The following is a 26757-nucleotide window of genomic DNA, read 5'->3' on the forward strand; positions in this document are numbered from 1 at the left end:
GAGGCTCTGCCTCCCTTTGCTGTTTTATTCAGCTTTTCCCGAACAGAGGTGTTTATTATGAAAAAAATAATTTTCATTTTTATTCTAGTTATTATTTTCACTACTTTATTTTCCGGGCTTCTTTTTGCTGAATCAGAGCCCGAAAGATCTGCAGCAGAAAATAGTCTGCAGGAAATAGAATTTGATGGCGAGAGCTATCTGGTGGAAAATTATCAGCATTTTAAAAACAGGATTGGAGCAAAAAGTGAGCCGGCCGTGGGGCTGGCACTTTCTGGTGGAGGAGCCAGAGCAATTGCAAATCTGGGGGTCATAAAAGCTCTGGTAGAAAATAACATTCCCATTGATTTAATGACTGGAACCAGTATGGGTTCAATTATTGCTACTCTCTATGGTAGTGGTCTGTCGGTGGATCAGATCGAAGAAATTGTAACAGATACTCCTTTTGCCAGACTTTTTAATTTCGGTCGGGGAGCTCTTTTGAATAGTAAAAAAGTAAATATTTTTATGGAATCAGTTGCACCGCAAAAAAAATTGGAAGATTTTCTGATTCCGACAGCTCAGCTTAGTTTTGATCTGGCAGAAGGAAAAAAATATTTAACAACAGAGGGTAAAATCTCAGAGGTGCTGCAGGCGGCCTATTCAATTCCCGGTTATTTTCCAATCCATTCTCAGAATGAGCATTATTTTATTGATGCAGGGGTACTGGAATCATCTCCTGCAAAATCAGCTGCTCTGCTGGGAGCTGATTATGTTATTGCCACTCACACACCTGAAGATGAGAAAAGATATGATTATGGAAGTCCTTTTCAATCAGCAAACCGTTTTTTAGAAATTATTCAGGATGAGTATTCCGGCCAGATACTGGACAGATATGCTGATTTTATTATTACTGCCGATGTTGAAAACTATACGTTTATGGATTTTAATTATGCCAGCAGACTGGTAGAAATAGGTTACCTGGAAACTTTAAAGAAAATTCCACAGTTAAAAGCTGAATTAAAAAAAGCAGGTATACCTCTCCGACAACCAGTTCCTCGTCAAAATTATAGTTTGGACAGCATACTGCGAGATCTTGAATTCGACCGGCTGATTGTAGAAGAAAGGGGAATAAGTCCTCTGATTTATTATGGAAGAGATTTTTCGCCTTTCAGCCAGGAATTATTTCGTACACCGCTGGATCAATTTCAGGTAGGTGCTGAGATCTATTATAACAGGGCCAGGCTTGCTCTATTGGGAGAGGATAGCTGGGAGGATGCTTACTCAGCTGCTCTAAGAATAAAAAAAATTACGGATAGTCTTGATCTATATTTAAAATATAGAAATGATTATGATTCTGCTACTAAAAATGATTATGAAGCAGAACTTAAATATTTTGGTAGAAGATTTAATTTATCTGCCGGTTATGGCAGGAGACAGGGAACTGAATATTTGCTTTTTGGAAATGATTTTCGCTATCTTGGTGATGACTTTCAGTGGCAGTCCGAAAATGATCTTTTTTTAAATTATCAGCAGGGTGATGTTGATATTTTGAGTTCACACCTTATTAATTATGACTTTACTGAGGCCTGGAGTATTGGGACCGAAGTTATTTATAATAGCAGTGATTATGTGGAATCTCCACTTATCTATAGGGGTCAAAAACTGGACAGTAATACCAATCTGCAGGCTTCTTTAAATTTCAATTATAATTATAATTTGCAGCTGCCGATGGAACTTCTAAATTTCTTGCAGTTAACTGATATTGGAGGTTACCTATTTGTTGACTATTACAGTGATCAGCAGTGGTCAGAGGAGGGACTGGCAGTTGGGCCTGCTTTTAATTCGAGATTATATTTATTAGGTTTAAAACCAATAGAAGTTGATTTATTTGTGGCCCATGATTTTGAAATTAAAGATCAGCGCTATGGACTTCAGTTTTCCTACAGTTTTTAACATCTATCTGATTTAATGTTATAATATTAATAAGAGAAATTTTGATTAATTTGACTTAGACTTAGCGAAAATTATTTGGGAGTGATATAATGAAGATTAAAAAAGCAGTAATTCCAGCAGCCGGCTGGGGAACCAGACTATTACCGGCAACCAAGGCTCAACCCAAAGAGATGCTGCCGATTGTTGACAAACCTTCTATTCAGTATATAGTTGAGGAGGCAGTTGCAGCAGGAATTGAGGATATTTTAATCATTACCTCTAAAGATAAACAGAGCATTGAAGATCATTTTGATAAATCTCAGGCCCTGGAAGCAGCTTTAAAAAGACAGGGTAAAACAGAGCTTTTAAATATGGTTGAAGATATTTCGGAGATGATTACTATTCATTCAGTCAGGCAAAAGGAGCAGAAAGGTCTGGGCCATGCTATTTATTGTGCCAAAACATTTGTGGGTAATGATCCTTTTGCAGTCCTGCTTGGGGATGATATAATCCATTCTAAAAAGCCAGTTATTCAGCAGATGATGGAGATTTATGAAGAAAAAGAGACTGCTGTTCTGGGCTGTAAAACTGTTGCTGAAAAAGACGTAAATAAATATGGAATAGTTGATTATAGCCGCAAAGATGGTGATGTTTATCGGGTCGAAGATATGGTAGAAAAACCATCACTGGAAGAGGCGCCTTCCAATCTTGCAATTTTAGGACGTTACATTATTACTCCTGATATTTTTAATATTTTAGAAAACACGCCTCCAGGCAAAGGAGGAGAGATCCAGCTAACTGATGCTTTAAAGACTCTGCTTGATAAGCGAGTAGTTTATGGTTATGATTTCGAAGGAAAACGTTATGATGTTGGAAATAAAATGGGTTTTTTAAAAACCACAGTTGAGCTGGCTCTGGCAAGAGAAGATTTGGGGCCTGAATTTAAAAAATACTTAAAGGAACTGACAGCAGATTTTTAATCAGTATTTAGAATTGAAAAAAATGGGAAAGAGTTTTCTGATCAAAATCTGGCCCCAGTAGAGCAGATAATTCTTTAATATCTGCTGGTTTTTCCAGTATTAGTCGGGAAGCTCTTTTGCTTCCGATTCCCGGGATAGCTTCCAATTCTTTTTTACTATAATCATTAAATTTTTTGGGCCATTTGAGAGCTGTAATTGAGCGATAACCGTGATCAACAACTTTTACTTTTTGAAAAAAATTGTCATTTTGATCGATGACTGCTGTTAGTATCGGGTAGGTACCCAGCTGTCTGCAGTAGTTGAGACTGCCCTTTTTCTTTTCGGAATAGAGGTCAGTTAAAACAACACCTGCCGGAAATACTTTTTTTAGCATTTGCTGATTAATTTCTTTATTTATTTTTTGTTTGTATTTTTTGAATTCACCCTGGGAGTACTTAACTTCAGGATAACTGCCCAGGCGGACAACCTGTCTGATATTAATTCTTCTGAGCATTAAATTATCAGTCAGTAATTTTTTTAAGAACTGATAATTATAATTAAGAGTTTTTCGGCTTTCTCCAATCAGGCCGTGGAGAAAATTGAGACCTGGAAGCAGTTTGGGGATGCCGTTTTCTCTTCTGCCGCCAATTTCATTCATTAGTTTAATGGCAAAATAATTATCCTTACTGCTGCTGTCTATATTATTTTTCTTTAAGACTTCTGGGTCGGCTGATTCCAGCCCAAAGGCTGCTGTATCACCGGGAGTGTTATATTTAGCAATGGTTTCTATAATTTGAGCTGATTTTTCTGGATTGCGGGCAATTTCAGCCGGGTTCATATTATCCATATGCAGCACTTTGAGATCAGGATCCGCTCTGCGAATGCCCTGATAGAGTTCCTTGATCTGATCAGGGTTTAAAATAAAATTTTCATTTTTCAGCTGAGCCCCATAGAGCAGTAGATCTGTCTGGCTTCCAAGGCGGTAGTGATGAATACCTACTTCAGCCAGAGCCTTAACTTCTGCGGCAATATTTTCCGGGCTGCGGCTGTAAGTTAAATTCTTTAGGCGTTCACTGCAGAAAGCACAGTGGCTGCTCCGGGGACAGCCTCGAAAAGTTTCCAGTTCGGCAATTATTTTTGGATAATTGGGGTGTCTTTTGAGTAAATGACTGCCGCTTAAGGCAAATTTGTTTATATACTTGTCAATTTCAGCTGGTAAAATTTCTGTTTCTGTCAGTCTTTTAAAAATATCTACTGCAGCGATTTCCGCTGCTATAATATCAAAATTATCTTTAAATTTTTCTTTCATGTTTTCAATTAAGGTGATTGGCCCCCCCAGAACTTTGGTGGGATAAAAAACTTTTTTGCCTATTTCTTTAATTTCTGCCGCTGTAGCTGGCTGTCCCCCGAGATAATGTCCGGGAACTGTGGTTCCGGCAATCATAATTACTATGTCTGCGGTTTCCATTTTTTTTAGTTCTAAATCTTTATTTTCTCTTAGGCTGTCAATGGTCAGGTAGTTAAGATTATCGTCTCGCACCCCTGCTTCCAGGAGAGCACCCCAGAGATAGCGGATATGAGGAGAAATATAAGGTGGAACTCCGAGGCAGGAGGGTTCATCTAAATATCCATCTATTACTGTGATTTTTAACTGGTTATTTTTCATGGTTAGGTCCTTTCTCACTATTAATTTGCTGTTTTAAGCTCTTAAAAAGAGTTTAAAAGAGCTTTTTAATGTCTCAACTTTAGTTTTATGTAATCTTGATAAGTGATTTTTAACAGTTTCTTTGACTTTATTATAACATAAAGCTTAACCCGAGGAAAAATACCTGAATAAATCAAAAATCCAGGCAGGATTTGCGGCTTTGAGATTAAATATATATAAGTAGGGAAAAAAGATCTCTCGGAAAAGTTTTGGATTTATACGGATTATTGGAAATCGGATAATAATAAATGGAGATGAAAATTGTGATTAAATTAAATTCATTTGTTTTAAAAATTTTTGGTTTTGCTCTAATTATATTGCTTTTGCTGGCGTTTCCTGTTTCTGCAGAGTATTATCAATCCGGATTAATTGATTTTATCCAGTCCAACCATCAGATAACAGTACCTATTTTTTCTCCAACAGCTGAGATCAGCCTGCTGGCTGAAAAAGACACAGTTCTAATAGCAGCAGGAGCTGAAAATCTGAAGTTGGAAGCTGGCAAAGAGTATTACATAACTCAGGGAGAGATCAACCTGCAGCAGCCTGAATTAAAAAGTGGCTGGGGAGTTCAGATAATGGCCAGTTCTACCGCCGAAAATGCCAGTCAGTTTAAAAACCAGGTAGAAATAGATTTTGAGGAACAGATAATTGTAAAAGAAGAAGAGGGGCTTTTTAAAGTTCTGGCCGGAGCCTTTAACGAGCGCGGACAGGCAGAAGCATTCCAGCAAGAATTGCAGCAAGCCGGCTATAATGGCTGGATAAGAGAGATTAAGATTAAGAATCAGGATTCTGATCCTCAGCAAAAAGCAGAAAATCAGCAGGTTCAGCCCTACAATCAGGAAGTTGGAGAAGGGCTTAATTTCTATAATGATGCTGGTGAGAAAATAAGAGCGGCTCATGTTTTTAAAATTAGGGGTCAGTTTAAGGTTGAGGATAGAAAAATGCAGGGAGAGTTTCAATTTGGACCGATTGGAAATTCAGTCTTATTTAGCTATAAAACTAATCTGGAGGAGATGACAGCTTATCTGCTGCAGAGTTCTTTTAATGCAGGTGCTCCGGTGGAGGCACTAAAGGCCCAGTCTATTCTTTATAGGACTTCACTGCTCTATCAGTTGGAAGTTCAGGGTGCACGCCTGGAAAACTTTAATAAGCTAGCCTTTGGTCGTTTGAGTCCGGTGTTTAAAGAAGCTGTAGCAGCGACTTCAGGCCAGGTACTTACCAGGGATAAGGAGTTTTATTATAATAGTGATTTTTCTTTAAAAGAAATTAACAGTCCCAGAGCTGGTATTGTTCCCCTGGCTCAGGCAGATTATAATTTTCAGGAGATTATAGAATATTATTATGATCGAGCGGAAATTGCGGAACTGACAGAACTTATAGATAGTGAGCTTAAATTTACTGCTCGTATTAACCGGGGACTTAATTTTAAGGAAATCAGGCAAAAGAGCTGGGCCGGACCCCGAGTAATTACGGTTGTTGACTATGACCTCTCAGTTGATGAACTTAATTTAAAGCCAGTGCTGGCTCAGGGAGTTGTACCGGGAAGGGAAGATCTTGGTGATATCATTCGTGATCATTCTGCTCTGGCTGGTGTTAATGGAGGCTATTTTCATTACAGCGGCAGACCGCTGGGGCTGCTTTATCTTGATGGAACTCTGGTCAGTGAACCGCTTTATCAACGAACTGCACTTTTAATTGCTCAGGACAAAGAACTTTCTTTTGCTCAGGTAGACTGGGAGGGAGAACTGTTAATAACTGATCTTTCCAGAAGTTTTAAAATAAATGGTGTTAACAGGTCAGTTCATGCCGATGAAGCAGTTGTTTTTAACAGTTATTATGGGGCTCGAATGCCGGCCTTAAGTAAGGGCTATTATGATCTTGTTATTCGTTCGGGAAAAATTTTGGGTACAGAAACTGAGCCTGGAGCTGAAACTCCAATTCCCCCGGATGGATTTGTGGTTCGGGTTGGTTCCGAAAGAAGAGATTTAATATATTTAACACCCGAATTAAAGAACCAGAGGGTAAAGATTAATAACAAGTTTTCGCCTGATTTAGAAGAGAAGAATATTATTTATGCTGTCGGTGGTGGCCCGCGTCTATTGAAAAATGGAGAAATAAAAATTACAGGTAAGCAAGAAAAATTTCAACCTGACATTTTAAATGGTAGAGCGCCGAGAACAGCACTTGGATTAACAGCGGATAATCATCTTTTGATGCTGACTATTGATGGTAGACAGGAAAAATTGAGCATTGGAATGAGTTTAGAAGAAACAGCTGAAATTTTAAGAGAGCTGGGTGCTGTTGAAGCTATGAATCTTGATGGTGGTGCCTCAGCCAGAATGGTGATCAGAGGTTTTACAATGAATCGTCCCAGTGCAGATCGTTTGATTTCGAATGGAGTCATAGTTAATCGCGAAGATTAAAGCTCTGCATTGGAAAGTAACTTTTGCAGAAATAATTTTAAATATAGCTTTATCTAATATATAATAAAATTACACTAGAGGAGAGATAAAATGACTAAAAAAATAATGATATTAATGATTACAGTAAGCTTAATTTTTACAGTTTTTACAGCAGTTAATGCAGCTGAACTGAAAGAGGTAAATTACCTTATTTCAGGTGATTCAATGGAGATTGACACTCTGCAGTTAGAGCCAAAGTTTATTCTTAATGGTGGCCATCAGGGGAAGCTGAACCTCGCTTTTGATGGAGACGATTTTCATATTGGTGCAGATATTGGTTTGAATATGATTTCCCAGCCTGAGTTTAAAATGGATCTGCATCTGATGCTGACAGACAAAGTTGATGCTCAAGACTTTGGTAAAGGGGTAGGAATTTCGGCTGCAACTTTAAATAAGGATCTAAACTTTTTCTGGCAGACCTATTACTTTGTTGATGAGGACTTAACTGATCACAGTTATTACAGAGGTGGTGCCAGATATAATATTGGTCCCCGCAGTGATTTGGAGATAAGTATTGGTAATCAGTACTGGGATCTCAGCAATCGAGTTATAAATTTTGGTCTGACCTATAAAATGTAGGGGGCTGAGATGGGAAACTATAGTTCAGAGGAATTAATAAAATATATAAATAAATTTAGCGAAAAAAGAATAATGGTTCTGGGAGATTTAATAGCTGATAAATTTATTATCGCTGATCCAGAAAGGCTTTCTCGCGAGGCACCGGTTCTGATTTTAAAACATCAGCAGGAGAAAATCCTGCCTGGTGGTGGAGCCAATGCAGCTGCCAATATTGCCAGCCTGGGAGCAGAGGTTGATCTGCTTGGTGTTGTAGGAGAGGATCTGGCAGCAGAAGCTCTGATTGAAGAGCTTGAAGAACGGCAGATTTTAACTGCAGGAGTCTTTAAGGACAGAAGCAGGCCGACTGCTGAGAAAACAAGGATTCTGGCCGGTGGTGAGCAGATTGTTCGCCAGCAGGTGGTAAGGGTTGATAAAGTTAAGAGTTTTGATATCAGTACTCAGCTTCAGCAGAAATTAAATTCTTACCTTAAGGAAAATATCGCCAGCAGTGATGCGATTCTTTTTTCGGATTACGGAAACGGAATTTTTAATCAGAATAGTACGGCTCAGTTTGTAGAAGCTGCCGCTGCTGCCGGAAAAGAGTCAGCTGTAGACAGCCGTTATCAGTTAAATCAGTTTAAGGGAGCTGTAATTGCAACTCCTAATTTAGAAGAAGCCTCTGCTATTTATGGCAGGGAACTGAGATCTCAGGCTGAAGTAGAAAAAGCTGGTCTAGAAATGAGGAAAAAGCTGGAATTAAAATATCTGCTTATAACTCAGGGTGGAGATGGAATGACTCTTTTTGCACCCGGAGATAAAATAGAGCATATTGCCGCTGCTAATTTTAGTGAAGTTTTTGATGTAACAGGTGCTGGAGATACCGTGGTTGGTACACTGGTTCTGGCCCTGGCGGCAGGTGCACCGGCAGAGATTGCGATTAGAATTGCCAATTATGCTGCCGGGATTGTTGTCCGCAAAAGTGGGGTTGCTTCAGTTACAGGCGCCGAATTAATCAGGGAAGTGAATAAAAATGACAGCTAAAATTATGGACCTCGATGCTTTGAAAAAAGAAATTGATGCCCGAAAAGAGGCAGGAGAATTAATTGTTTTTACAAATGGTTGCTTTGATATCCTGCATGTTGGTCATATTCGCTATTTGAAAAAAGCTGCTTCTCTGGGTGATAAGCTGGTGCTGGCTGTAAATAGTGACAGTTCAGTTAGAAAGCTGAAAGGGAAAACACGTCCTCTGATGCCGGAGGCTGACAGACTCGAAATGCTGGCTGCTCTGGAAATGGTCGATTATCTAATACTCTTTTCGGAAGCTGATGCCACTAACTTACTGGAGCAGATTAAACCACAGGTTTATGTTAAAGGTGGAGATTACAGAATTGAAGATCTACCTGAGGCGGAGACAGTTTACAGTTATGGTGGAAAAATAGTTTTAATTACCGAGGTTAAGGGAAAATCAACAACAAATTTAATTAAAAAGATAAGGCAGATTAAAGATGAAAAATAGTCAACTACAAATTCTTATTCTGCTGACCCTCTTACTTTTAGGAGTGACAATGCTGGAATTGGGTATTTCATTTCAGGATTTGATGAGTTTTTGAGGGAAAACTGAGACCAGGATGGGGGGATATTCTTGTTTAAAGAGAAGGAAGAAGAAGAGATTATAGAGATGGCCCAGGCTGGAAATGACTTTGCAATAGAATATCTAATAGATCAAAATATGGATATAGTCTATGCTAAGGCCAGATTCTTTTTTATCAAGGGTCTGGATCGGGATGATGTTATTCAGGAGGGACGAGTTGGACTGTACAAAGCAATCCGGGATTTTAAAGAAGATAAAGGAGCTTCTTTTCGAGGTTTTTCTCAGCTTTGTGTACACAGACAGCTGGTTTCTGCTATAAAAAAGGCAAATCGCCAGAAACACATGCCTTTAAATACCTCTGCTTCTCTTGATAAAAGCCTGGACTATGGCAATGAAACGGGAAGAACTTTTAATGAAATTTTACCAGATGAAGGAGAAAATCTAGAAAAGAAATTTATCTGTCAGGAAACTTTAACTACAATTATTGACGAACTCTCGGAAGAATTAACAGATCTTGAATGGAATGTGTTTATGCTTTATCTGGATAGTAAATCCTATCAGGAAATATCCGAAGATCTTGATATTAATGTCAAAACGGTTGACAATGCTCTGCAGAGGGCCAGAAAGAAAATTGATGATCTGCGTGAACATTACAACCTCAAAGGAGTTGTTAATTAAAATTGAAAGTACTGGATATTTTAAAAGATTTGGTTTATCCTGAAAAACCTGTCTGTCTTGCCTGTGGTCGCAGATATGATCATTCCGAAATAGAAGGGGTTTGTGACCGCTGTCTGGCCCGTTTTTCTTTTATTACAGATGCCTGCCCGGTCTGTGGAAGAGAGGTTGTTCCGGCAACCTTAATTGAAGGGCAGCCCTGTCCGGAATGTAAGGAAGAAAGACCGCCTTACAATTATGCCCGCAGTGTTTTCACTTATTCAGGTTATGCCAGAGAAGTACTTTTGGAATATAAATATGGTCATCGGCCAGATCTGGCTGAGCCATTTTCGCAGATGTTATTTCTCTATTATGATGAATATTTTAAAGATCGGGATATAGATTTTTTAATTCCAGTACCAATGCATGGTGACCGCAAAACATATCGCGGTTATAATCAGGCTGCCAGACTGGCAAAAGAGCTTTCCAAAAAAATAAAAGTCGAATATAAGGATGTGCTTTTTCGAGTTAAAAATTCACTCCCACTTTATACTTTGACCAAGAAGGCAAGAAAACTGGAGCTGGAGGGAGCTTTTGAGTTAAAAGATAAGATTGATCCCGCTATTTTTGAGGACAAAAACATTTTGATTATTGACGATATAATTACAACAGGTACCACTTCTTCTGAGATTTCGCATTTTGTTTTAAAAGAGATGGGTGCTAAAAATGTTTATGTGCTGACAGCAGCTTCAGTACCGGTTAAGTTAGACTAGTTTTTGAATTACGCTTCTTTCTGAACTTAAATTAAAACTATTTAGATTAAAATTAAATTAAGATTTTTAATAATTATTTTTTAAGGCAGGAATTATTTTCACTTTGTAGAATAATATAATATACAGAGAAAAGCAAAATATAATAATAATAATAGTTGTATGAGAGGAGTGAGCTTCATGAAAATTATGACCTATGGTAAAAACATTGATGTTACCCCGGCTCTAAAGAAGCACGCAGAGGAGAAGGTAGAGAAGCTGGAGAAGTATTTCAATGGAGAACCGATGGAAGTTCAGATCTCCATGGAAGTAGAAAAAGAAAGACATATTGTCGAAGTTACAGCCTTTGTTAAGGGTCTTATCCTTAGAGGTGAGGAAGCTTCCGGTGATATGTATGCTTCTATCGATGGTGTAATGGATAAACTTGAACGCCAGGTTAGAAAATATAAAACTAAGATTCACGATAGATACATTGAGAAGAAACAGGAATACAAAGAAGAATATAAGGAGAAGCGCAAAGAACAGGTCTTAAATCATCAGTTAGGTAATGAGGAAGAAAATATTGATACTGATGTATTTGAGCCGCAGGTTGTGAGGACCAAGCGTTTTCCAATGAAGCCGATGAATGTAGAAGAGGCCTGTATGCAGATGGACCTCTTAGATCATGACTTCTTTGTTTTCCATAATGCTGATACAGAAGAAACCAATGTGGTTTATAAGCGAAACGATGGAAATTATGGCTTGATTGAGCCGACATTTGGTTAAGATAATAATAGTATTAGATAAGATTGAATTAAGAGGGATGCCCTGGCGGGCTCCCTTTTTTTATACCATTATGAGAAATCATTCACTATAAATAAGAAAATAGATCTTTTGGTACCGGGAATTAACCAATAATCTAATCTGCCTTTAATTGTGTTTTAGGGTTTAAGATGATATAATTACTTTGATTGAGATAGCAGGAATGCATTAGATTTACAAATGGAATTATATTATTATAATACGATTGAAAATTTTTTAATCGTCAAATTTAGGGAGGAAGATAAATGTTTGAGTTCCTCAAGAACTTATTTAAAGATCCAAACGAAAAAGAACTGGAAAAATTGGAACCGATTGTAGAAAAAATTAATGCTCTTGAACCTGAAATGCAGGCATTGAGCGATCAGAATTTAAAGGCGAAGACTGCAGAGTTTAAAAATAGATATCAGGAGGGAGAAAGTCTGGATGAGCTTTTACCGGAGGCTTTTGCTGTTGTAAGAGAAGCTTCTCAGAGAGCAACCGAAGCTGGTTTTCGTCACTATGATGTTCAGCTGATTGGAGGAATTGTTCTTCATCAGGGAAAAATAGCAGAGATGAAGACCGGGGAAGGAAAAACGCTGGCTGCAACTCTACCTGTTTATCTTAATGCTCTGAGTGGACAGGGGGTACATGTAGTAACAGTTAATGACTATCTGGCCGAAAGAGATAGTGAGTGGATGGGCCAGATTTATCGCTTTTTAGGGATGTCTGTGGGAGTAATTTTAAGTGGAATGTCTCCTGCTGAGAGGAGAGAAGCTTATAACTGTGATATTACTTATGGTACCAACAATGAGTTTGGCTTTGATTATCTAAGGGATAATATGGCCTATAAGGAAGAGGACCTGGTTCAGCGAGAGCATCATTATGCAATTTTAGATGAGGTCGACAGTATACTAATTGATGAAGCCCGGACACCGCTTATTATTTCGGGGCCGGTTCAGGAAAAAAGTTCGGATTACCGTAAATTTAATCGAGTTATTCCAGCTTTAAAACGTGAGGAAGACTTTGAAATAGATGAGAAAAACAAACTGGTAACTCTGACTGAATCAGGGGTAAAAAAGGCTGAAAGCAAGTTAAATGTGGACAACCTTTACTCAGAAGAAAATTTCAAACTCAATCATCAATTAAATCAGGCCTTAAAAGCTCATACTTTAATGAAAAAGGATAGAGACTATATAGTTAAAGATGGTGCCGTAAAAATTGTGGACGAATTTACCGGTCGAGTAATGGAAGGCCGACGCTACAGTGAAGGGCTGCATCAGGCTATTGAGGCTAAAGAAGGAGTAGAGGTCCAGAAAGGAAGTCAGACCTTTGCCAAAATTACTTTGCAAAACTTTTTTAGAATGTATAATAAACTGGCTGGAATGACAGGTACTGCTGAGACTGAAGAGGAAGAATTTATAAAAATTTATGATATGCCCGTAGTAGTTGTGCCTACAAATGAGCCGATGATCAGAGATGATATGCCGGATTTAGTTTTTACCAATAAAGAGGCCAAGTATAAGGCAGTTATTAATGAAATTAAAGATTTATATAAGACCGGTCAGCCGGTGCTGGTTGGTACAGCAGATATTGAAAATTCGGAGATGTTAAGCCGCCAGTTAAAAAGAGAAAATGTACCGCATGAGGTTTTAAATGCAAAAAACCATGAACGAGAAGCAGATATAATTAAAGATGCCGGACAGAAAAAAAGTGTAACAATTGCAACCAATATGGCCGGTCGTGGTACAGATATTGTTTTAGGAGAAGGTGTCAAAGAGCTTGGTGGTCTGCATGTGCTGGGTACAGAACGCCATGAGAGCCGTCGGATAGACAATCAGCTTCGCGGCCGTTCTGGACGTCAGGGAGATCCAGGTTCTTCCCAATTTTATGTTTCACTGGAAGATGATCTTTTAAGGCTTTTTGGTTCTGATAAGATCAACGGTATTCTCGATAAATTGGGTGTTGATGAGGACCAGCCAGTTGAACACAAAATGATTTCTAACTCAATTGAGCGTGCCCAACAGAAAGTGGAGAGCCGCAATTTTGATATCAGAAAAGCAATTCTGGAATATGATGATATCTTAAATAAGCAGCGGGAGGTTATTTACGATCAGCGCCGTACGCTTTTAACTACAGCCGAATTGGAAGAAAAAATAGCTGGAATGATGGAACAGCTTTTGGATGATGTAATCGAGATGTTTATGTCTGAAGATCTCCATCCAGATGAGTGGGATTTAGCTGGAATGTTTGAATATCTGCATGGAATTGGACTGGCCAGTGAGCTAGAAGCAGCAGATTTAGACAGTCTGGAGAGAAATGAAATTAAAGAGAAAATAACTTTAAGTTCGCTGGGAGCTTATCAGCAGAAACGAGAAAAAATAGACTCAGAGAGATTTAATAAAATAATTAAATTTTTAGCTTTAAGAGTAATTGACCGCAAGTGGATGACTCACCTGGATAATATGGATGAGCTTCGCCAGGGAATAGGTTTAAGAGCTTATGGTCAGAAAGACCCTCTAACAGAATATAAATTCGAATCCTTTGATATGTTTAATGAGCTAACTGCTTCTATCCGGGAAGATATAGTTGAGACTGCCTTTAAAGTTGAAGTTGAAGAAAGAGAAAATATTCCGAGACAGGAAATTAATCAGCGTCAGTTAAACTATTCTTCACCTCAGTCAGCTTTAGAGGGAAAATCAAAGGGAAATGATAGATCAACAGCTGGTGATGGCAGTGTTGGTCAGGCAACTGTTGTAAAAGAAGAAGAACCAGGCCGTAATGATCCCTGCCCCTGTGGTAGTGGTAAAAAATATAAAAAATGTTGTGGGAGATGATTTAAATGAACAATAGTTTTAAGGACAAATTTTCAGAATTAAAACAGAGATTTAAGGAATTGAGTGATTTACTTTGACCGGGAAAAATTACTGCAGGATAAAAAAGATATAGAATCTGAGATGTCAGCAGGTGGATTCTGGGATGATAAAGAAAACGCTCGTAAAAAATCGCAGAAACTGGACTGGATTAAAAAACGTCTTAAAGTGATCAAGAGCCTGGAAGAAAAATTTGAAGAGGCTGAAGTTTATCTTGAACTTGCTGCTGAAGAAGACGAAAGTTTGGAGAGTGAACTTAAAGTAACTCTCACTGAACTGGAAAAGGAACTTGAAAAACTTGAGTTGAAACTGAGATTAAATGAGCCTTATGATGATCACAATGCTATTTTATCTATTCATCCGGGTGCAGGTGGAACTGAATCTCAGGACTGGGCTCAGATGCTGCTTAGAATGTACAGCCGCTGGGCAGAAGCAAATGGTTATCAGCTTCAAACTCTAGATTTTAACCCGGGTGATGAAGCCGGAATTAAGAGTGTGACGCTGATGATTGAAGGAGATTATGCATTTGGTTATTTAAAGGGTGAACGAGGAGTACATCGTCTGGTCAGAATTTCTCCTTTTGATTCCTCTGGCCGCAGGCATACTTCTTTTGCTTCGGTTGATGTAATGCCGGAGATTGATGATGATATTGAGGTTGATATTGACGAAAGTGATTTGAAGATTGATACTTATCGGGCCAGTGGAGCTGGCGGGCAGCATGTCAATAAAACTGATTCTGCTGTAAGAATTACCCATCAGCCTACAGGTGTGGTAGTCCAGTGCCAGAACGAAAGATCACAGCATAAAAACAAGGAAACAGCAATGAAGATTTTAACTGCCAAACTGCTGGAATTAAAAGAAGAGGCTCAGGCAGAAAAAATTGATGAATTAAGTGGTGAACATAAGGAGATTGCCTGGGGAAGCCAGATCAGATCCTATGTTTTTCATCCTTATAACATGATTAAAGATCACCGAACTGATTTTGAAGAAGGTAATGTAGACAAAGTAATGGACGGTTATCTTGATGAATTTATAGAGGCTTATTTAAAATATCAGAGCGCTCAATAAATTTTAGAACAATAAAAGCTGTGGGAATAAATAGGAGCTCCTTTTTATGAGTTCTTTAATTAATTATTTTAGAGGAAAAGGTGAATTTTGTTGAAAAAAATATTGATTGGGGTTATTTTAATAACTTTTATTGCAGCTGCCTGGACACTGACTGCAAGAATTAACAAAGTCGATCAAAATCCAGGTATAGAAGTAATAATGGATGGAGAAGCTTATACAGAATTAAAGTCTCTGGAACCAGAACTTGATCTTCAGCAGTTAAAAGAAAGTGGGGTTACAGGTCTGGCGATTTATCAACAGAGGCTGGAAGACTTTGTTGAGAGAGGGGCTTTAAAAAGAATTGAAGCACTGGATATTATTCTGGGTGGTGAGCAATTAAAAGCTGAACTGGCCGCCGGCCGGATTGAAATTTCAGAACTTGAAAATTCAGCTCTTTTTGCTGTTTTTAGTGACTCACTGTGGCAGCAGATCAATAAACTGGCACCAGAATTAAAGGCAGATTATGCAGCCAGGACTATTAAAACTGGTACTTACAATTTCCTTTATTTTCCCAGCTGGCACAAGAATCTCGAAGATATTAATCTTGGTTATAACGAAAGCCAGTTTAAGGAGGCAAAAGCAAATGATTTAAAAATTGCTTTTAGAAGTAATAATAAATTAAATGCGCTATCTGCCCTGAAAAATAACCTTGAGTTATTAAAAGCAGATTATTTGATTTTTGATGGAGAAGAGGTTACCGGTTATCCTGACAGGCTTGATCAAACGGCTGCTTTAATGCAGGAGCACAATCTGATTTTTGGTAATGTTGAAGCTTTTATTGCTGCTCAGGCTGGAGCTGAAAAACTGGCTAAGTTAAATGATTTTCAGCTGCTGCGGACTCATAGTATGCAGCAGGAAGAAGTTGAAAAGGCAGATAATCAGGAAATTATAAATCGTTATTTGCTTTCAGTCAGAGAAAGAAATGTAAAGATTCTTTATCACAAACCTTATCTTAAAGGTGATCAACTGAAAGAAAAAAACCTGACACTACTTGGAGAGTTGACTTCCAGCCTCAAAAAAGAAGGTTATCTACCGGGGAGTGCAGAAACAGCCCCTTATTTTAGTAATTCAGGCTGGGATGTACTGTTGATATTGCTTGGAGTAACGGCTGCCGGAATTTTGCTCCTCAATTATTTTACTGCTTTTAAATACGAAAAACTAATGATTCTCCTGCTGCCGACAGCTGCTGTTGCTGGATTTCTATTCTTAAGTTCAGGTAGGGAAATTTTATTGCGCCAAATAACTGCACTGGGTTCGGCTGTGATTTTTCCTTCGCTGGCAGTGATCGTTTTTCTGCTGGAAAAAAAGCAGGGAGGAGAAAATCTGGAAGGTGGTTTAAAACTGGCCTTTCTATTCTTTAATTTTACTGCTGCTGTTTTGACAGCACTGGTTGGAGGAATATTAGTTAGCGCTGTTTTAAATAGCAGTGAATTTATCTTTAAAATCAATGATTTTAGAGGTGTAAAAGTTGCTTTTTTAATGCCTCTGATTATAATATCACTTTATTATCTTTTCCAGCCTGGCTCAAAGGATTTACGGCATAAAATACCTCAGCTTCTGGAAAGTGTAATTAAAGTTAAACATATCATTCTGGCAGGAGGTCTGGCTTTAATTGCAGTTATTTACATTGGTAGAACAGGTAATTTTCCTCTGCTGCCTGTGCCAGCCTGGGAATTAACTATTCGCAGTCTGCTGGAGAAAATTCTTTATGTGAGACCTCGTTTTAAAGAGTTTTTAATAGGTCATCCTTTATTTATTTTCTCACTGTATTTGAGTGTTCAAAAAAGAAAAGAGCTTTATTTTTATCCGCTGTTAATGCTGGCTTCAGTAGGTGTTATAACTATAGTCAATACTTTTTCACACCTGCATACACCAGTGCTGATCTCACTGCTTAGAACTTTTCATGCTTACTGGTTGAGTTTTGCAGTTGCTGCAGTTTTTATTCTTATCTATAAGTTCTTTACTAACTTATATAAAAAATACTATCTGGTTGGGGTTAAATAATGAAGAAAATTGTGATTTCGGGCTATTATGGTTTTAATAATCTTGGTGATGAAGCTGTACTGGCTGGAATAACTTCACTTTTAAAAGCAAAAAACGAAGAGCTGAAAATTACTGTTCTTTCAGCAGAACCTGCAAAAACTTCTGAGCGGTACAAACTTAATGCTGTAAGTCGAAACTCGATTATCCAGATTCTGGCTGTTCTGGCTGAAGCGGATCTTTTTATTAGTGGTGGGGGCAGTCTGCTGCAGGATGTGACTGGGAATTTTTCGGTTCCTTATTATCTGGGGCTTTGCTGGCTGGCCAGAATCCAGGGAGTAAAAACAGTTTATTATGCTCAGGGTGCAGGTCCACTTGATAAAAAGTGGAGTCAGTATTTAACTGCTCTGACGTTAAATAGATTTGAACTGCTTGGCGTCAGGGATCAGACTTCTAAAAAGCTGCTGAGAGAGATTGGAGTTAAAAATGAGATTGAATTAACAGTTGACCCGGTATTTGCACTTTTTGATCCTATAAACAATCTGAGACAGCAGATTAAAGGACAAATCGAAGTTGGAATTTCGGTGCGCCCCTGGTCAGTTGATTATATATCTGAACTTGCTGATGCTTTAAATCAATTTGCCCGGGGGAAGAGGGTAAAATTTAATATTTTTCCAATGCACCAGGGTTCAGATGAAAAAATTTCACTTCAGCTTAAAAAGAAGCTGGAGGCTGAAACAGAAATTAAGGAGCTTTCTCCGATTCCGGAAAAAGCTTTAAAATCTTTTTCTCAGCTTGATTTATTTGTTGGAGTTCGTCTCCACAGTTTGATTTTTGCGCTTTTAAATCAGATTCCGGTGCTGGCTTTAAGTTATGACCCCAAAATTGAGGGACTAATGACGCAGCTAGATTACCTGCCATTAATGAAACTAGAAAACTTAGAGTCCACTCAGGCATTGGAGAAGCTGGAATCTATTTTTGCTGAACGTTACAGTCTGCGCAAAAAAATCAAAGAGTTTTTGAAGCTCAAAAAAGCAGAGGCAGAAGAATTTGCCGAACTGGTTCTAAAGGAGGTTGACTCTTGCGAGAGCTGATTAAAATACTGGATATAAATATAGATAAGCTCAATATGCGGCAGGCAGTTGAGAGGGTAAAAGAATTAACTTTTGATCACAGCAGCCCTTCTTTAGTAGTAACTCCAAATTCGGAGATGCTGGCCCTGGCCGTTGAAGATCAAAAGCTGGCCGAAATTTTAAATTCAGCTGATCTGGCAACTGCCGATGGGATTGGGGTTGTTATTGCTTCCAAAATTTTAGGTGATCCTCTGGAAGAGAGAGTGGCCGGTTTTGATCTGATAAGTTTATTATTTAAAGAACTGGCTGAAGAGGATATTAACTTTTATTTTTTGGGTGGTAAGCCAGGAATTGTTGACCGGGCGACAGCAAATTTAAAAAGAGATTTTCCTGATTTAAATATTAGCGGTTACCACCACGGCTATTTAAATCGAGAAAATCAGCAGCAGGTGATTGCAGAAATAAATGAAAAAAATGTCGATCTGCTGCTGGTCGGGATGGGTGTTCCTCTGCAGGAAAAATTTTTAGCTAATAATTTGGAGAATTTAAATATAGGAACTGCCATTACAGTTGGCGGCAGTTTTGATGTGTTGGCCGGTGAGGTTGAAAGGGCTCCGCTCTGGATGCAGAAGGCTGCCCTGGAGTGGTTTTATCGATTGCTGCAGGAGCCATCTCGATTTGGAAGAATGCTGTCTCTGCCGCGATTTATTTATCTTGTAATTAAATCTAAATACTTTAAACTGGACTAATTAAATAAAAAATAAATTTGCACAGGGAGCTAAGTAGAAGAGGGGGAGATAGTTTGAAAAAAAGAATTTTTATCGATTATCTTGGAATTACAGCCGGTTCATTTTTGATTGCACTGGCTTTAACAGTTTTTCTGGTTCCCAACAAAATTGCTGCCGGAGGGGTCAGTGGACTGGCAACTGTCATTTATTATCTGACGTCTTTTCCGATTGGTATAACCATGCTGGTTATTAATATCCCACTTTTTCTGGCTGGCATTAAGATTATGGGGATGAGTTTTGGGATTAGGACTATTTATGGGATTGTTTCGCTTTCTGTTTTTACTGATCTGCTGCAGCCTCATATGACGGCTCTGACTGATGATCTTTTGCTGGCTTCAATTTATGGTGGGGTAGTTGGAGGAGTAGGTCTGGGAATAGTTTTTAGATCTCGCGGTACTACAGGAGGTACTGATCTAATAGCCTCACTGATCAATTATTTTACGGGGATTACAGTTGGAGAAGGACTTTTAATTGCAGATGGGGTTGTAGTTGCTCTGGCCGGAGTCTTTTTTAATCTTGAAGTTGCCCTCTATGCAGCTGTTACTATTTTTATTACTTCTCAAACTATTGATGTTGTGCAGGAGGGTTTAAACTTTAAAAAAGGTGTGTTGATTATCTCCGATAAAGCTGAAAAGATTAATCAGATGGTTGTTAATGATTTAAACAGAGGGATAACTGAATTTGAGGCTAAGGGTGGTTATACAGGTGATCGCAAGCGGGTTCTGCTCTGTATAATTTCACGTTCCGAGGTTTCAGAGCTAAAAAAGGCAGTGTCCGAAATTGATCAGGAAGCTTTTGTTATTATTAGTAATGTTCATGAAGTTCTGGGCGAAGGTTTTACTGAAATAGTTCATTAGCTGATTTAGTATATCATATTTTAATTTATTAATTTAAGAAAGCGGGTGGCGAATTTAATGAAAATACTTAGAGATAAATTTAAAAATCAAGTCTGGCTGATAGCCATAACATTTTTATTATTATTTACTTTTGCAGTTTCTGCACAGGATAGTGCAGTAGACAAACAGCTTCCACAGGAGCCTCAGCAGGATGAAAATTACACCAAGGCTGATGCTTTTCAGGATGTAATGTTTCTGCTGCAGAATTATTATGTTGAGGATGTAAAATTTGAAACACTGATTGAAGGTGCCATTGATGGAATGCTAAATAAGGTTGACCGATATTCTTATTTTATGTCTCCTTCGGAATATGAGGAAATGCAGCAGGAATATGAGGGTCATTATGGTGGAATTGGAATTGTAATTACAATGAGAGATAATAAATTAACAATAGTTTCTCCGATAAAAAATACTCCCGGAGAGAGAGCAGGTCTGAGATCTGGAGATATTATTACTGCAATTGATGGTCAGGAGACAGCTGAGATGTCACAGATGAAGGCAGTAGATTTGATGCGCGGAGAAGAAGGCACAGATGTTACTCTGACTATTGATCGAGGAGATGAAGATCCATTTGAGGTTGAAATTACTCGCGAAGATATAGAAGTGCCCTATGTTGAAACTGAAATGAAAACCAATGAGATTGGCTATATTAGTCTGGCCCAGTTTATTGAGAATGTAGGTACAAAAGTAGAAACTGCTGTGGCTGATTTAAAAGAACAGGGAGCTCGAGGTATTATTCTTGATTTAAGAAATAATCCCGGGGGTCTGCTGAATGAGGCTGTAAATGTTTCTTCAGTATTTTTAGAAGAAGGAGTTGTAGTTTCTGTCAGGCAGAAGGATGAGACAGAAAGAATATTGAAAGTAAATCAGGATATTAATGCGAATACTGAAATTCCGTTAATTATTTTAATTAATAAAGGTTCTGCCAGTGCCTCCGAAATTGTTTCAGGGGCTATCAAAGATTATGATCGCGGTAAGTTAATTGGAACAACAACTTTTGGTAAAGGAGTTGTACAATCAGTTGTACCGCTTAAGGATGGTTCTGCAGTCAGTTTAACTACTGCTCGCTATTATACTCCTGATGGCAATTATATTCATGAAAAAGGAATTAAGCCTGACGTAAAAGTAGAGCTGGATATTGAGGCAGCTCAGGAAGATGGTAGTGATAATCAGCTGGAGCGGGCAATAGATGAGATGGAAAATATGATCTTTGTGCGTGAATTTCAGGATAAAAAGGCTGCAGGAGAGTAAAAACGATCGGGATAAATTATTGATATTTAGGAGCTGAAAAAAATGAGTATTTTTGAGATTATGGGACCGGCTATGATCGGTCCCTCCAGCTCTCATACTGCTGGAGCCGCCAGAATTGGTAGAATGGCCAGACTTTTATTTGCAGATAAAATTGACCGGGCAGTGGTTAAGCTGCACGGTTCTTTTGCAGATACTGCAGTCGGTCACGGAACTGATCGGGCAATAATTGGTGGGTTACTTGGATTTTTGCCTGATGACGAGCGGCTGCGTGGTTCTTTTGAGCTGGCGGATAAGCAGGGGATGGAATTTTCTCTGGAAGAAGTTAAGCTGCGAGAGGTGCATCCCAATACTGCAAAGATTGAGTTATATAATAAAGAAAATAATAAGAAGCTGGAAATTGTAGCTTCTTCCATTGGTGGAGGCCGAATTAAAGTTACAGAAATAAACGGCAGTCCTGTTGAATTAACCGGCAGAATGCCTACTCTCTGGATTCTACACCATGATCGGCCGGGAGAAGTTGGAATTATTACTTCAATTTTAGGCAGTTATAAGATTAATATTGCCTTTATGCAGGTTTATAGAAATCGAAAGGGTGATATTGGCTCCTGTATTATTGAAATGGACCATAAGCCAAATGAATATGTAATCAAACATCTAGAAAATAGTGAAGACATAATTCAGGTGCGATATTTACCGCGGATATGAGGTGGAGTTAATGGAATATGCGACAATAGAAGAACTTGTTTCCCTGGCTGAAGCTGCTGAAACTTCTATTTCGGAGATTGTGCTCCAGGTTGAAGTTGAAGAGGAAGAAATTACTGAAGCAGAGATCAAAAAATCAATGCTGGCTAATTTAAAAGTAATGAAAGATGCTGTTGCTTATGGCCGTCAGAATAATATTCAGACTGGTGGTGGTCTGGTGGGTGATGAGGCCCTAAAACTGGGACAATATTTGACTGTGGCCGCAGAGGCTGAAAAAGATAATATATACAATAAAATTATTACTTTTGCTCTGGCAACTGCAGAAGTAAATGCTGGTATGGGTAAAATTGTTGCTGGACCAACTGCAGGGGCAAGTGGAATAGTTCCCGCTGTTATCTTAGCAATTGGAGAAGAAAATAATTTAAATGATCAGTCAATGTCTGAAGCACTTTTTACTGCTGCCGGACTGGGATATGTTGTTTCCAAAAAAGCAACTCTGGCCGGTGCTGCAGGTGGCTGTCAGGCTGAATGTGGAGTTGGAGCTGCGATGGCAGCCGGTGCGGCTGTGGAACTTAGAGGTGGTACTCCCAGAATGGCAGCTGCTGCTTTTGCCATGGCTTTAAAAAATATGCTGGGGCTTGTCTGTGATCCTGTGGCCGGGTTGGTTGAGGTCCCCTGTGTAAAGAGAAATGCTTTTGCTGCCGCTCATGCCTACACGGCTTCGACAATGGCTCTGGCTGGAATTAGAAGTGTAATTCCCGCTGATGAAGTAATTATGGCTATGACAGAAATTGGAGATCAGATGCCTACCTGTCTTAAAGAAACTTCCCGTGGGGGGCTGGCAGTTACCCCAACAGCTCTTAAAATTAAAGAAGAACTCAGGGATTAAATTAATTTTTAATATAATATAGCAGAGATCAGGACTTCGGAGATTTAAAAATCTTTGAAGTCCTTTTTTTATGATAATTTTTAGGTTTAAGAGAAATTCAATTATAGCAGGGGTTAATAGCTGTAAAATATAATTTGAATGAAAATAATTTTCAAAATTTTATAAAAAGCTATTGACATAGTTATAATAAATTGTTATTATAATAATAAGTTATTATCATAATAAAAATTAATCATCACTTATCAAAATTATTAATCAACAGGAGGGTTTCAAATGAAAGAACAAATTGTAAGTAAGGAAGCACCTGCTGCAATAGGTGCTTATTCTCAGGCAATTAAAAAAGGAGATATGATCTTCACATCAGGACAGATACCAATTGATCCGGAAACTTCAGAGATGGTAGAAAAAGACATAGAAAAACAAACAGTTCAGGTAATGGAAAATCTAAAATATGTATTAAAAGAAGCGGGTTCAAGTTTTGATAAGGTTATTAAAGCTACAATATTTTTAAGTGACCTTAATAATTTTTCTAAAGTAAATGATATTTATAAAGAGTATTTCTCCAATATTCCACCAGCAAGAGCCTGTGTTGAAGTTAGTAAACTTCCCAAAGATTCTCTTGTAGAAATTGAGGTTATTGCTTTCGAATAGTAATTTTATTAAACCAAAAGGATTATCTTTTAATTAATTTAGAATCAAAAATAGGAGGAGTTTAAATTGAGTAAAAAATATGTTGCTGAACCTTTTAGAATTAAGATGGTTGAACCAATCAAAATGTTAACAAGAGAAGAAAGAGAAAAAAAAATAAAAGAAGCAGATTATAACTTATTTAATCTTAAGAGTGAGGATGTTTACATAGATTTACTGACTGACAGCGGCACCAATGCTATGAGTCAGGAACAGTGGGCAGGTGTGATGAAAGGTGATGAGGCTTATGCAGGTGGTTCCAGTTATTTTAAATTATTAGATACAGCAAAAGAAATTTTTGATTATAAGTATATTCAGCCTGTTCATCAGGGAAGAGCAGCGGAAAAAGTATTATTTCCAGTTTTGCTTGGTGAAGGAAAATATTCAATTTCAAATATGCACTTTGATACCACCAGAGCTCATGTTGAGTTGTCAGGTGCTCGTGCAATTGATTGTGTCGTACCAGAAGCAGGAGATCCGGCAAAAAGAGTTCCTTTTAAAGGTAATATGGATCTTGAAAAATTAGAAAAATTAATTGAAAAACATGGTTCTGAAAAAATTGGTGTAATTGTAATGACAATTACAAATAATTCTGCTGGTGGTCAGCCTGTATCAATGCAGAACATTAAAAAAACTGCTGAAATTTGTAATAAATATGATATTCCGCTCAATATTGATGCTGCTCGTTATGCAGAAAATGCTTATTTTATCAAACAGCGAGAAAAAGGATTTGAAGATAAGAGTATAAAAGAGATTGTTAAAGAAATGTTTAGTTATGCTGACTCTTTTACCATGAGTGCTAAAAAAGATACTATTGTTAATATGGGAGGTCTGCTTGGAATAAAAAATAATGAAGAATTATTCCAAAAACTAAAAGCAAGAACAATTTCATATGAGGGATTTTTAACTTATGGAGGTTTATCAGGAAGAGATTTAGAAAGTCTTGCAATCGGATTGCGGGAAGGATTAAATGAAGATTATCTGGAATATCGAATTGGCCAGATTCAGTATCTTGCCGGCAGACTGGATGAAGCAGGAATTACTTATCAAGCACCAGCTGGAGGTCATGGTATCTTTGTGGATGCTAAAGATATGCTTCCTCATATTCCATATTATGAATATCCAGGTCAGGCCCTGGCTGTGGAATTATATAAAGAGGCAGGGATTAGAACCTGTGATATTGGCTCCTATATGTTGGGTAATGATCCAGATACAGGTGAACAGTTAGAGGCAGATTTTGAATTTACCCGCCTGGCTATTCCAAGAAGAGTATATACTCAGGCACACATAGATATTATGGCTGATGCACTGATTGCAATTAAAGAAAAGGCACAAAAAGTTGGAGGATATGAGATAACCTGGGAACCAGAAATACTAAGGCATTTTCAGGCGAGTTTAAAGCCTATTGATGGGGAATAAGTAGGTTGAAATTAACCAGCAAAGGTCTGTTTACTTTGCTGGTTAATGAAAAACTAAAATAATCTGAATAAAAATAAAATTATCATTTTTCCACTAATTAAATGAGGTGAAAATAATGGCAGAACGAGAAAAATGGAATAGTAAATTTGGTTTTGTTTTGGCCTGTGTAGGAGCGGCAATTGGTTTAGGTAATATTTGGATGTTTCCCTGGCGTTTAGGTGCTTATGGAGGAGCTGCGTTTCTTGTTCCCTATTTATTGTTTGTATTTACTTTGGGTTGGACTGGACTAATGGAAGAATTTGCTTTTGGTCGTGACCAGCAGACAGGTGCAATTAGTGCTTATGAAAATGTCTTTAAAGAAAAAGGAATGAATTTTGGTAGTAAATTAGGAATTATTCCGGTTTTAGGAGTAACAGGTGTTTTTACATTTTATTCTATAGTAGTTGGCTGGATTCTAAAATATTTTACTTTGTCAGCGACAAATTCATTTGCAGAAATTGAAAATATTCCTGCATTTTTTGGAAACTTTGCCGGAAATACAGGTTCAATTTTCTGGCATGCTTTAGCTATTATTTTAACGCTATTAATTGTTAGAATGGGGGTAAAAGACGGTATAGAAAAAATGAATAAAATAATGATGCCTGGACTTTTTATACTGTTAATAATATTATTATTTAGATCTCTTACTCTCCCGGGAGCAAAAGAGGGGATTGCCTTTCTGCTAGTTCCGGATTGGTCTAAATTGAAAGAACCATTAACCTGGGTAATGGCACTGGGACAGTCTTTCTTTACTGTTTCTCTTGGTGGTGCAACTATGCTTGTGTATGGTAGTTATCTGGATAAAGATTCTGATATACCAACTGCTTCATTCCAAACCGCTTTTTTTAATACAATGTCTTCTTTATTAGCTGCATTTGTAATTATTCCTGCAGTATTTGCTTTTGGCTTAGATCCACAGGCAGGACCACCATTACTATTTATCACTATACCCAAAGTTTTTCAGCAGATGCCCGGTGGTTACATATTTAGTTCTCTGTTTTTCTTAAGTATAGTATTTGCCGGTCTGTCCTCTGCAATTAACTTAATGGAGGTACCTGTTGAAGCTTTAATTGATAGACTAAATATAACAAGAAGAAAAAGTGTGTTAATTGTAGGAATAGCTGCATTTGTTATTGGAATTCCACTTGATTTAAGCATGGAGTTGTTTGGTAAGTTTGCTGATACAGTTACTATTTATTTAATTCCTTTTGGAGCTGTGTTATCAGCAATAATCTTCTTCTGGGTTTATGGAATTAAAAGAGCTCGCAGAGCTATTAATGAAGGTTCAAAAAGACCCCTCGGAAAAATATGGGAGCCCTATGCAAAATATATTTTCAGTTCAGTTGCAATTCTGGTATTAGTGCTGGGAGTAATTTTTGGTGGAATTGGTTAAAAAATAATTTAAGTGTGAGGTGGAAACACCTCGCACTTTATTGAATTTTAAAATTATAATAATAATGAGTTTCCCCATTTTTTAAAATAGCAAAAACTATCCTTACTGTCATAATGGTAAAGAGAGTCTTAATATCTTTTGTGATCGTCGTTTTTTGTAATAACTCTTACAAAAAGACGCTATTCCAGTGTAAGATTTAGCCAGTATTTCTTTGATTCCATCTGCCAAAGCATAATATTCAAAGTTTGGTATGTCAAATATTCTTTCTGAAAC

At 37.9% G+C, this 26757-nt stretch carries 22 protein-coding genes; 21 read left to right on the forward strand and 1 reads right to left on the reverse strand.

The window, feature by feature from the left end; genetic code table 11:
* The first annotated feature begins 57 nt into the window (after positions 1-57).
* Together BW929_RS11855 and galU are read left to right on the forward strand one after the other, a co-directional pair.
* Complete coding sequence (locus BW929_RS11855; protein ID WP_076545704.1) at positions 58-1932, forward strand: patatin-like phospholipase family protein; 1875 nt, start codon at positions 58-60, stop codon at positions 1930-1932.
* A gap of 89 nt (positions 1933-2021) precedes the next feature.
* The gene (gene galU / locus BW929_RS11860) at positions 2022-2891 is read left to right on the forward strand and encodes a UTP--glucose-1-phosphate uridylyltransferase GalU (protein ID WP_076545705.1); all 870 of its coding nucleotides are present in this window, start codon (positions 2022-2024) and stop codon (positions 2889-2891) included.
* Positions 2892-2898: 7 nt separating this feature from the next.
* Here galU and BW929_RS11865 read toward each other — a convergent pair whose 3' ends face one another.
* Positions 2899-4536 (reverse strand): radical SAM protein, encoded by a 1638-nt coding sequence (locus tag BW929_RS11865; RefSeq protein ID WP_076545706.1) that lies wholly within the window; start codon positions 4534-4536, stop codon positions 2899-2901.
* A 293-nt stretch (positions 4537-4829) separates the two neighbouring features.
* Between BW929_RS11865 and BW929_RS11870 the strand changes: the two genes are divergently transcribed.
* The 19 genes from BW929_RS11870 to BW929_RS11960 all read left to right on the forward strand — a co-directional run bounded on the left by BW929_RS11870 (position 4830) and on the right by BW929_RS11960 (position 26484).
* Positions 4830-6998: a phosphodiester glycosidase family protein gene (locus tag BW929_RS11870; RefSeq protein WP_076545726.1), complete on the forward strand. Its 2169-nt coding sequence runs from the start codon at positions 4830-4832 to the stop codon at positions 6996-6998.
* A 90-nt stretch (positions 6999-7088) separates the two neighbouring features.
* A complete protein-coding gene (locus tag BW929_RS11875; RefSeq protein WP_076545707.1) occupies positions 7089-7616 on the forward strand; it encodes a hypothetical protein in 528 nt (175 codons plus the stop codon).
* A gap of 9 nt (positions 7617-7625) precedes the next feature.
* The gene (locus BW929_RS11880; protein ID WP_076545708.1) at positions 7626-8636 is read left to right on the forward strand and encodes a bifunctional heptose 7-phosphate kinase/heptose 1-phosphate adenyltransferase; all 1011 of its coding nucleotides are present in this window, start codon (positions 7626-7628) and stop codon (positions 8634-8636) included.
* The gene (gene rfaE2, locus BW929_RS11885; protein WP_076545709.1) at positions 8626-9111 is read left to right on the forward strand and encodes a D-glycero-beta-D-manno-heptose 1-phosphate adenylyltransferase; all 486 of its coding nucleotides are present in this window, start codon (positions 8626-8628) and stop codon (positions 9109-9111) included. Before BW929_RS11880 ends, rfaE2 begins: the two co-directional genes overlap by 11 nt.
* A gap of 126 nt (positions 9112-9237) precedes the next feature.
* Positions 9238-9864: an RNA polymerase sporulation sigma factor SigH gene (sigH, locus tag BW929_RS11890; protein ID WP_076545710.1), complete on the forward strand. Its 627-nt coding sequence runs from the start codon at positions 9238-9240 to the stop codon at positions 9862-9864.
* A 2-nt stretch (positions 9865-9866) separates the two neighbouring features.
* A complete protein-coding gene (locus tag BW929_RS11895) occupies positions 9867-10613 on the forward strand; it encodes a ComF family protein (RefSeq protein WP_076545711.1) in 747 nt (248 codons plus the stop codon).
* Between the two features lie 177 nt (positions 10614-10790).
* Complete coding sequence (hpf, locus tag BW929_RS11900; RefSeq protein ID WP_076545712.1) at positions 10791-11375, forward strand: ribosome hibernation-promoting factor, HPF/YfiA family; 585 nt, start codon at positions 10791-10793, stop codon at positions 11373-11375.
* A 281-nt stretch (positions 11376-11656) separates the two neighbouring features.
* On the forward strand, positions 11657-14224 hold the full coding sequence (secA, locus tag BW929_RS11905; protein WP_076545713.1) for a preprotein translocase subunit SecA: 2568 nt from the start codon (positions 11657-11659) through the stop codon (positions 14222-14224).
* A gap of 5 nt (positions 14225-14229) precedes the next feature.
* A protein-coding gene (gene prfB, locus BW929_RS11910; RefSeq protein WP_200805245.1) for a peptide chain release factor 2 occupies positions 14230-15328 on the forward strand; the annotation gives its coding sequence in 2 pieces (ribosomal slippage) (positions 14230-14298 and positions 14300-15328; 1098 coding nt in all).
* A gap of 90 nt (positions 15329-15418) precedes the next feature.
* Entirely contained in the window at positions 15419-17371 is a 1953-nt protein-coding gene (locus tag BW929_RS11915; protein WP_076545715.1) for a DUF5693 family protein, read from the forward strand.
* Positions 17371-18441 (forward strand): polysaccharide pyruvyl transferase CsaB, encoded by a 1071-nt coding sequence (csaB, locus tag BW929_RS11920; RefSeq protein WP_076545716.1) that lies wholly within the window; start codon positions 17371-17373, stop codon positions 18439-18441. Before BW929_RS11915 ends, csaB begins: the two co-directional genes overlap by 1 nt.
* Positions 18429-19169 (forward strand): WecB/TagA/CpsF family glycosyltransferase, encoded by a 741-nt coding sequence (locus BW929_RS11925; protein WP_076545717.1) that lies wholly within the window; start codon positions 18429-18431, stop codon positions 19167-19169. The genes csaB and BW929_RS11925 overlap by 13 nt, the downstream gene beginning before the upstream one ends.
* A 53-nt stretch (positions 19170-19222) precedes the next feature.
* On the forward strand, positions 19223-20065 hold the full coding sequence (locus tag BW929_RS11930; protein ID WP_076545718.1) for a YitT family protein: 843 nt from the start codon (positions 19223-19225) through the stop codon (positions 20063-20065).
* A 57-nt stretch (positions 20066-20122) separates the two neighbouring features.
* The gene (locus BW929_RS11935) at positions 20123-21355 is read left to right on the forward strand and encodes a S41 family peptidase (protein WP_076545719.1); all 1233 of its coding nucleotides are present in this window, start codon (positions 20123-20125) and stop codon (positions 21353-21355) included.
* Positions 21356-21397: 42 nt separating this feature from the next.
* A complete protein-coding gene (gene sdaAB, locus BW929_RS11940; protein WP_084566201.1) occupies positions 21398-22060 on the forward strand; it encodes an L-serine ammonia-lyase, iron-sulfur-dependent subunit beta in 663 nt (220 codons plus the stop codon).
* Positions 22061-22070: 10 nt separating this feature from the next.
* Complete coding sequence (sdaAA, locus tag BW929_RS11945) at positions 22071-22946, forward strand: L-serine ammonia-lyase, iron-sulfur-dependent, subunit alpha (RefSeq protein ID WP_076545721.1); 876 nt, start codon at positions 22071-22073, stop codon at positions 22944-22946.
* 273 nt (positions 22947-23219) lie between these two features.
* On the forward strand, positions 23220-23597 hold the full coding sequence (locus BW929_RS11950; protein ID WP_076545722.1) for a RidA family protein: 378 nt from the start codon (positions 23220-23222) through the stop codon (positions 23595-23597).
* 66 nt (positions 23598-23663) lie between these two features.
* The gene (locus tag BW929_RS11955; protein ID WP_076545723.1) at positions 23664-25052 is read left to right on the forward strand and encodes a tryptophanase; all 1389 of its coding nucleotides are present in this window, start codon (positions 23664-23666) and stop codon (positions 25050-25052) included.
* Positions 25053-25167: 115 nt separating this feature from the next.
* Positions 25168-26484, forward strand: coding sequence for a sodium-dependent transporter (locus BW929_RS11960; protein WP_076545724.1), 1317 nt, complete (start codon positions 25168-25170; stop codon positions 26482-26484).
* Positions 26485-26757 lie beyond the last annotated feature (273 nt).

Origin of the sequence: Halanaerobium kushneri, assembly GCF_900156285.1 — a bacterium.
GTDB classification, from domain to species: domain Bacteria; phylum Bacillota; class Halanaerobiia; order Halanaerobiales; family Halanaerobiaceae; genus Halanaerobium; species Halanaerobium kushneri.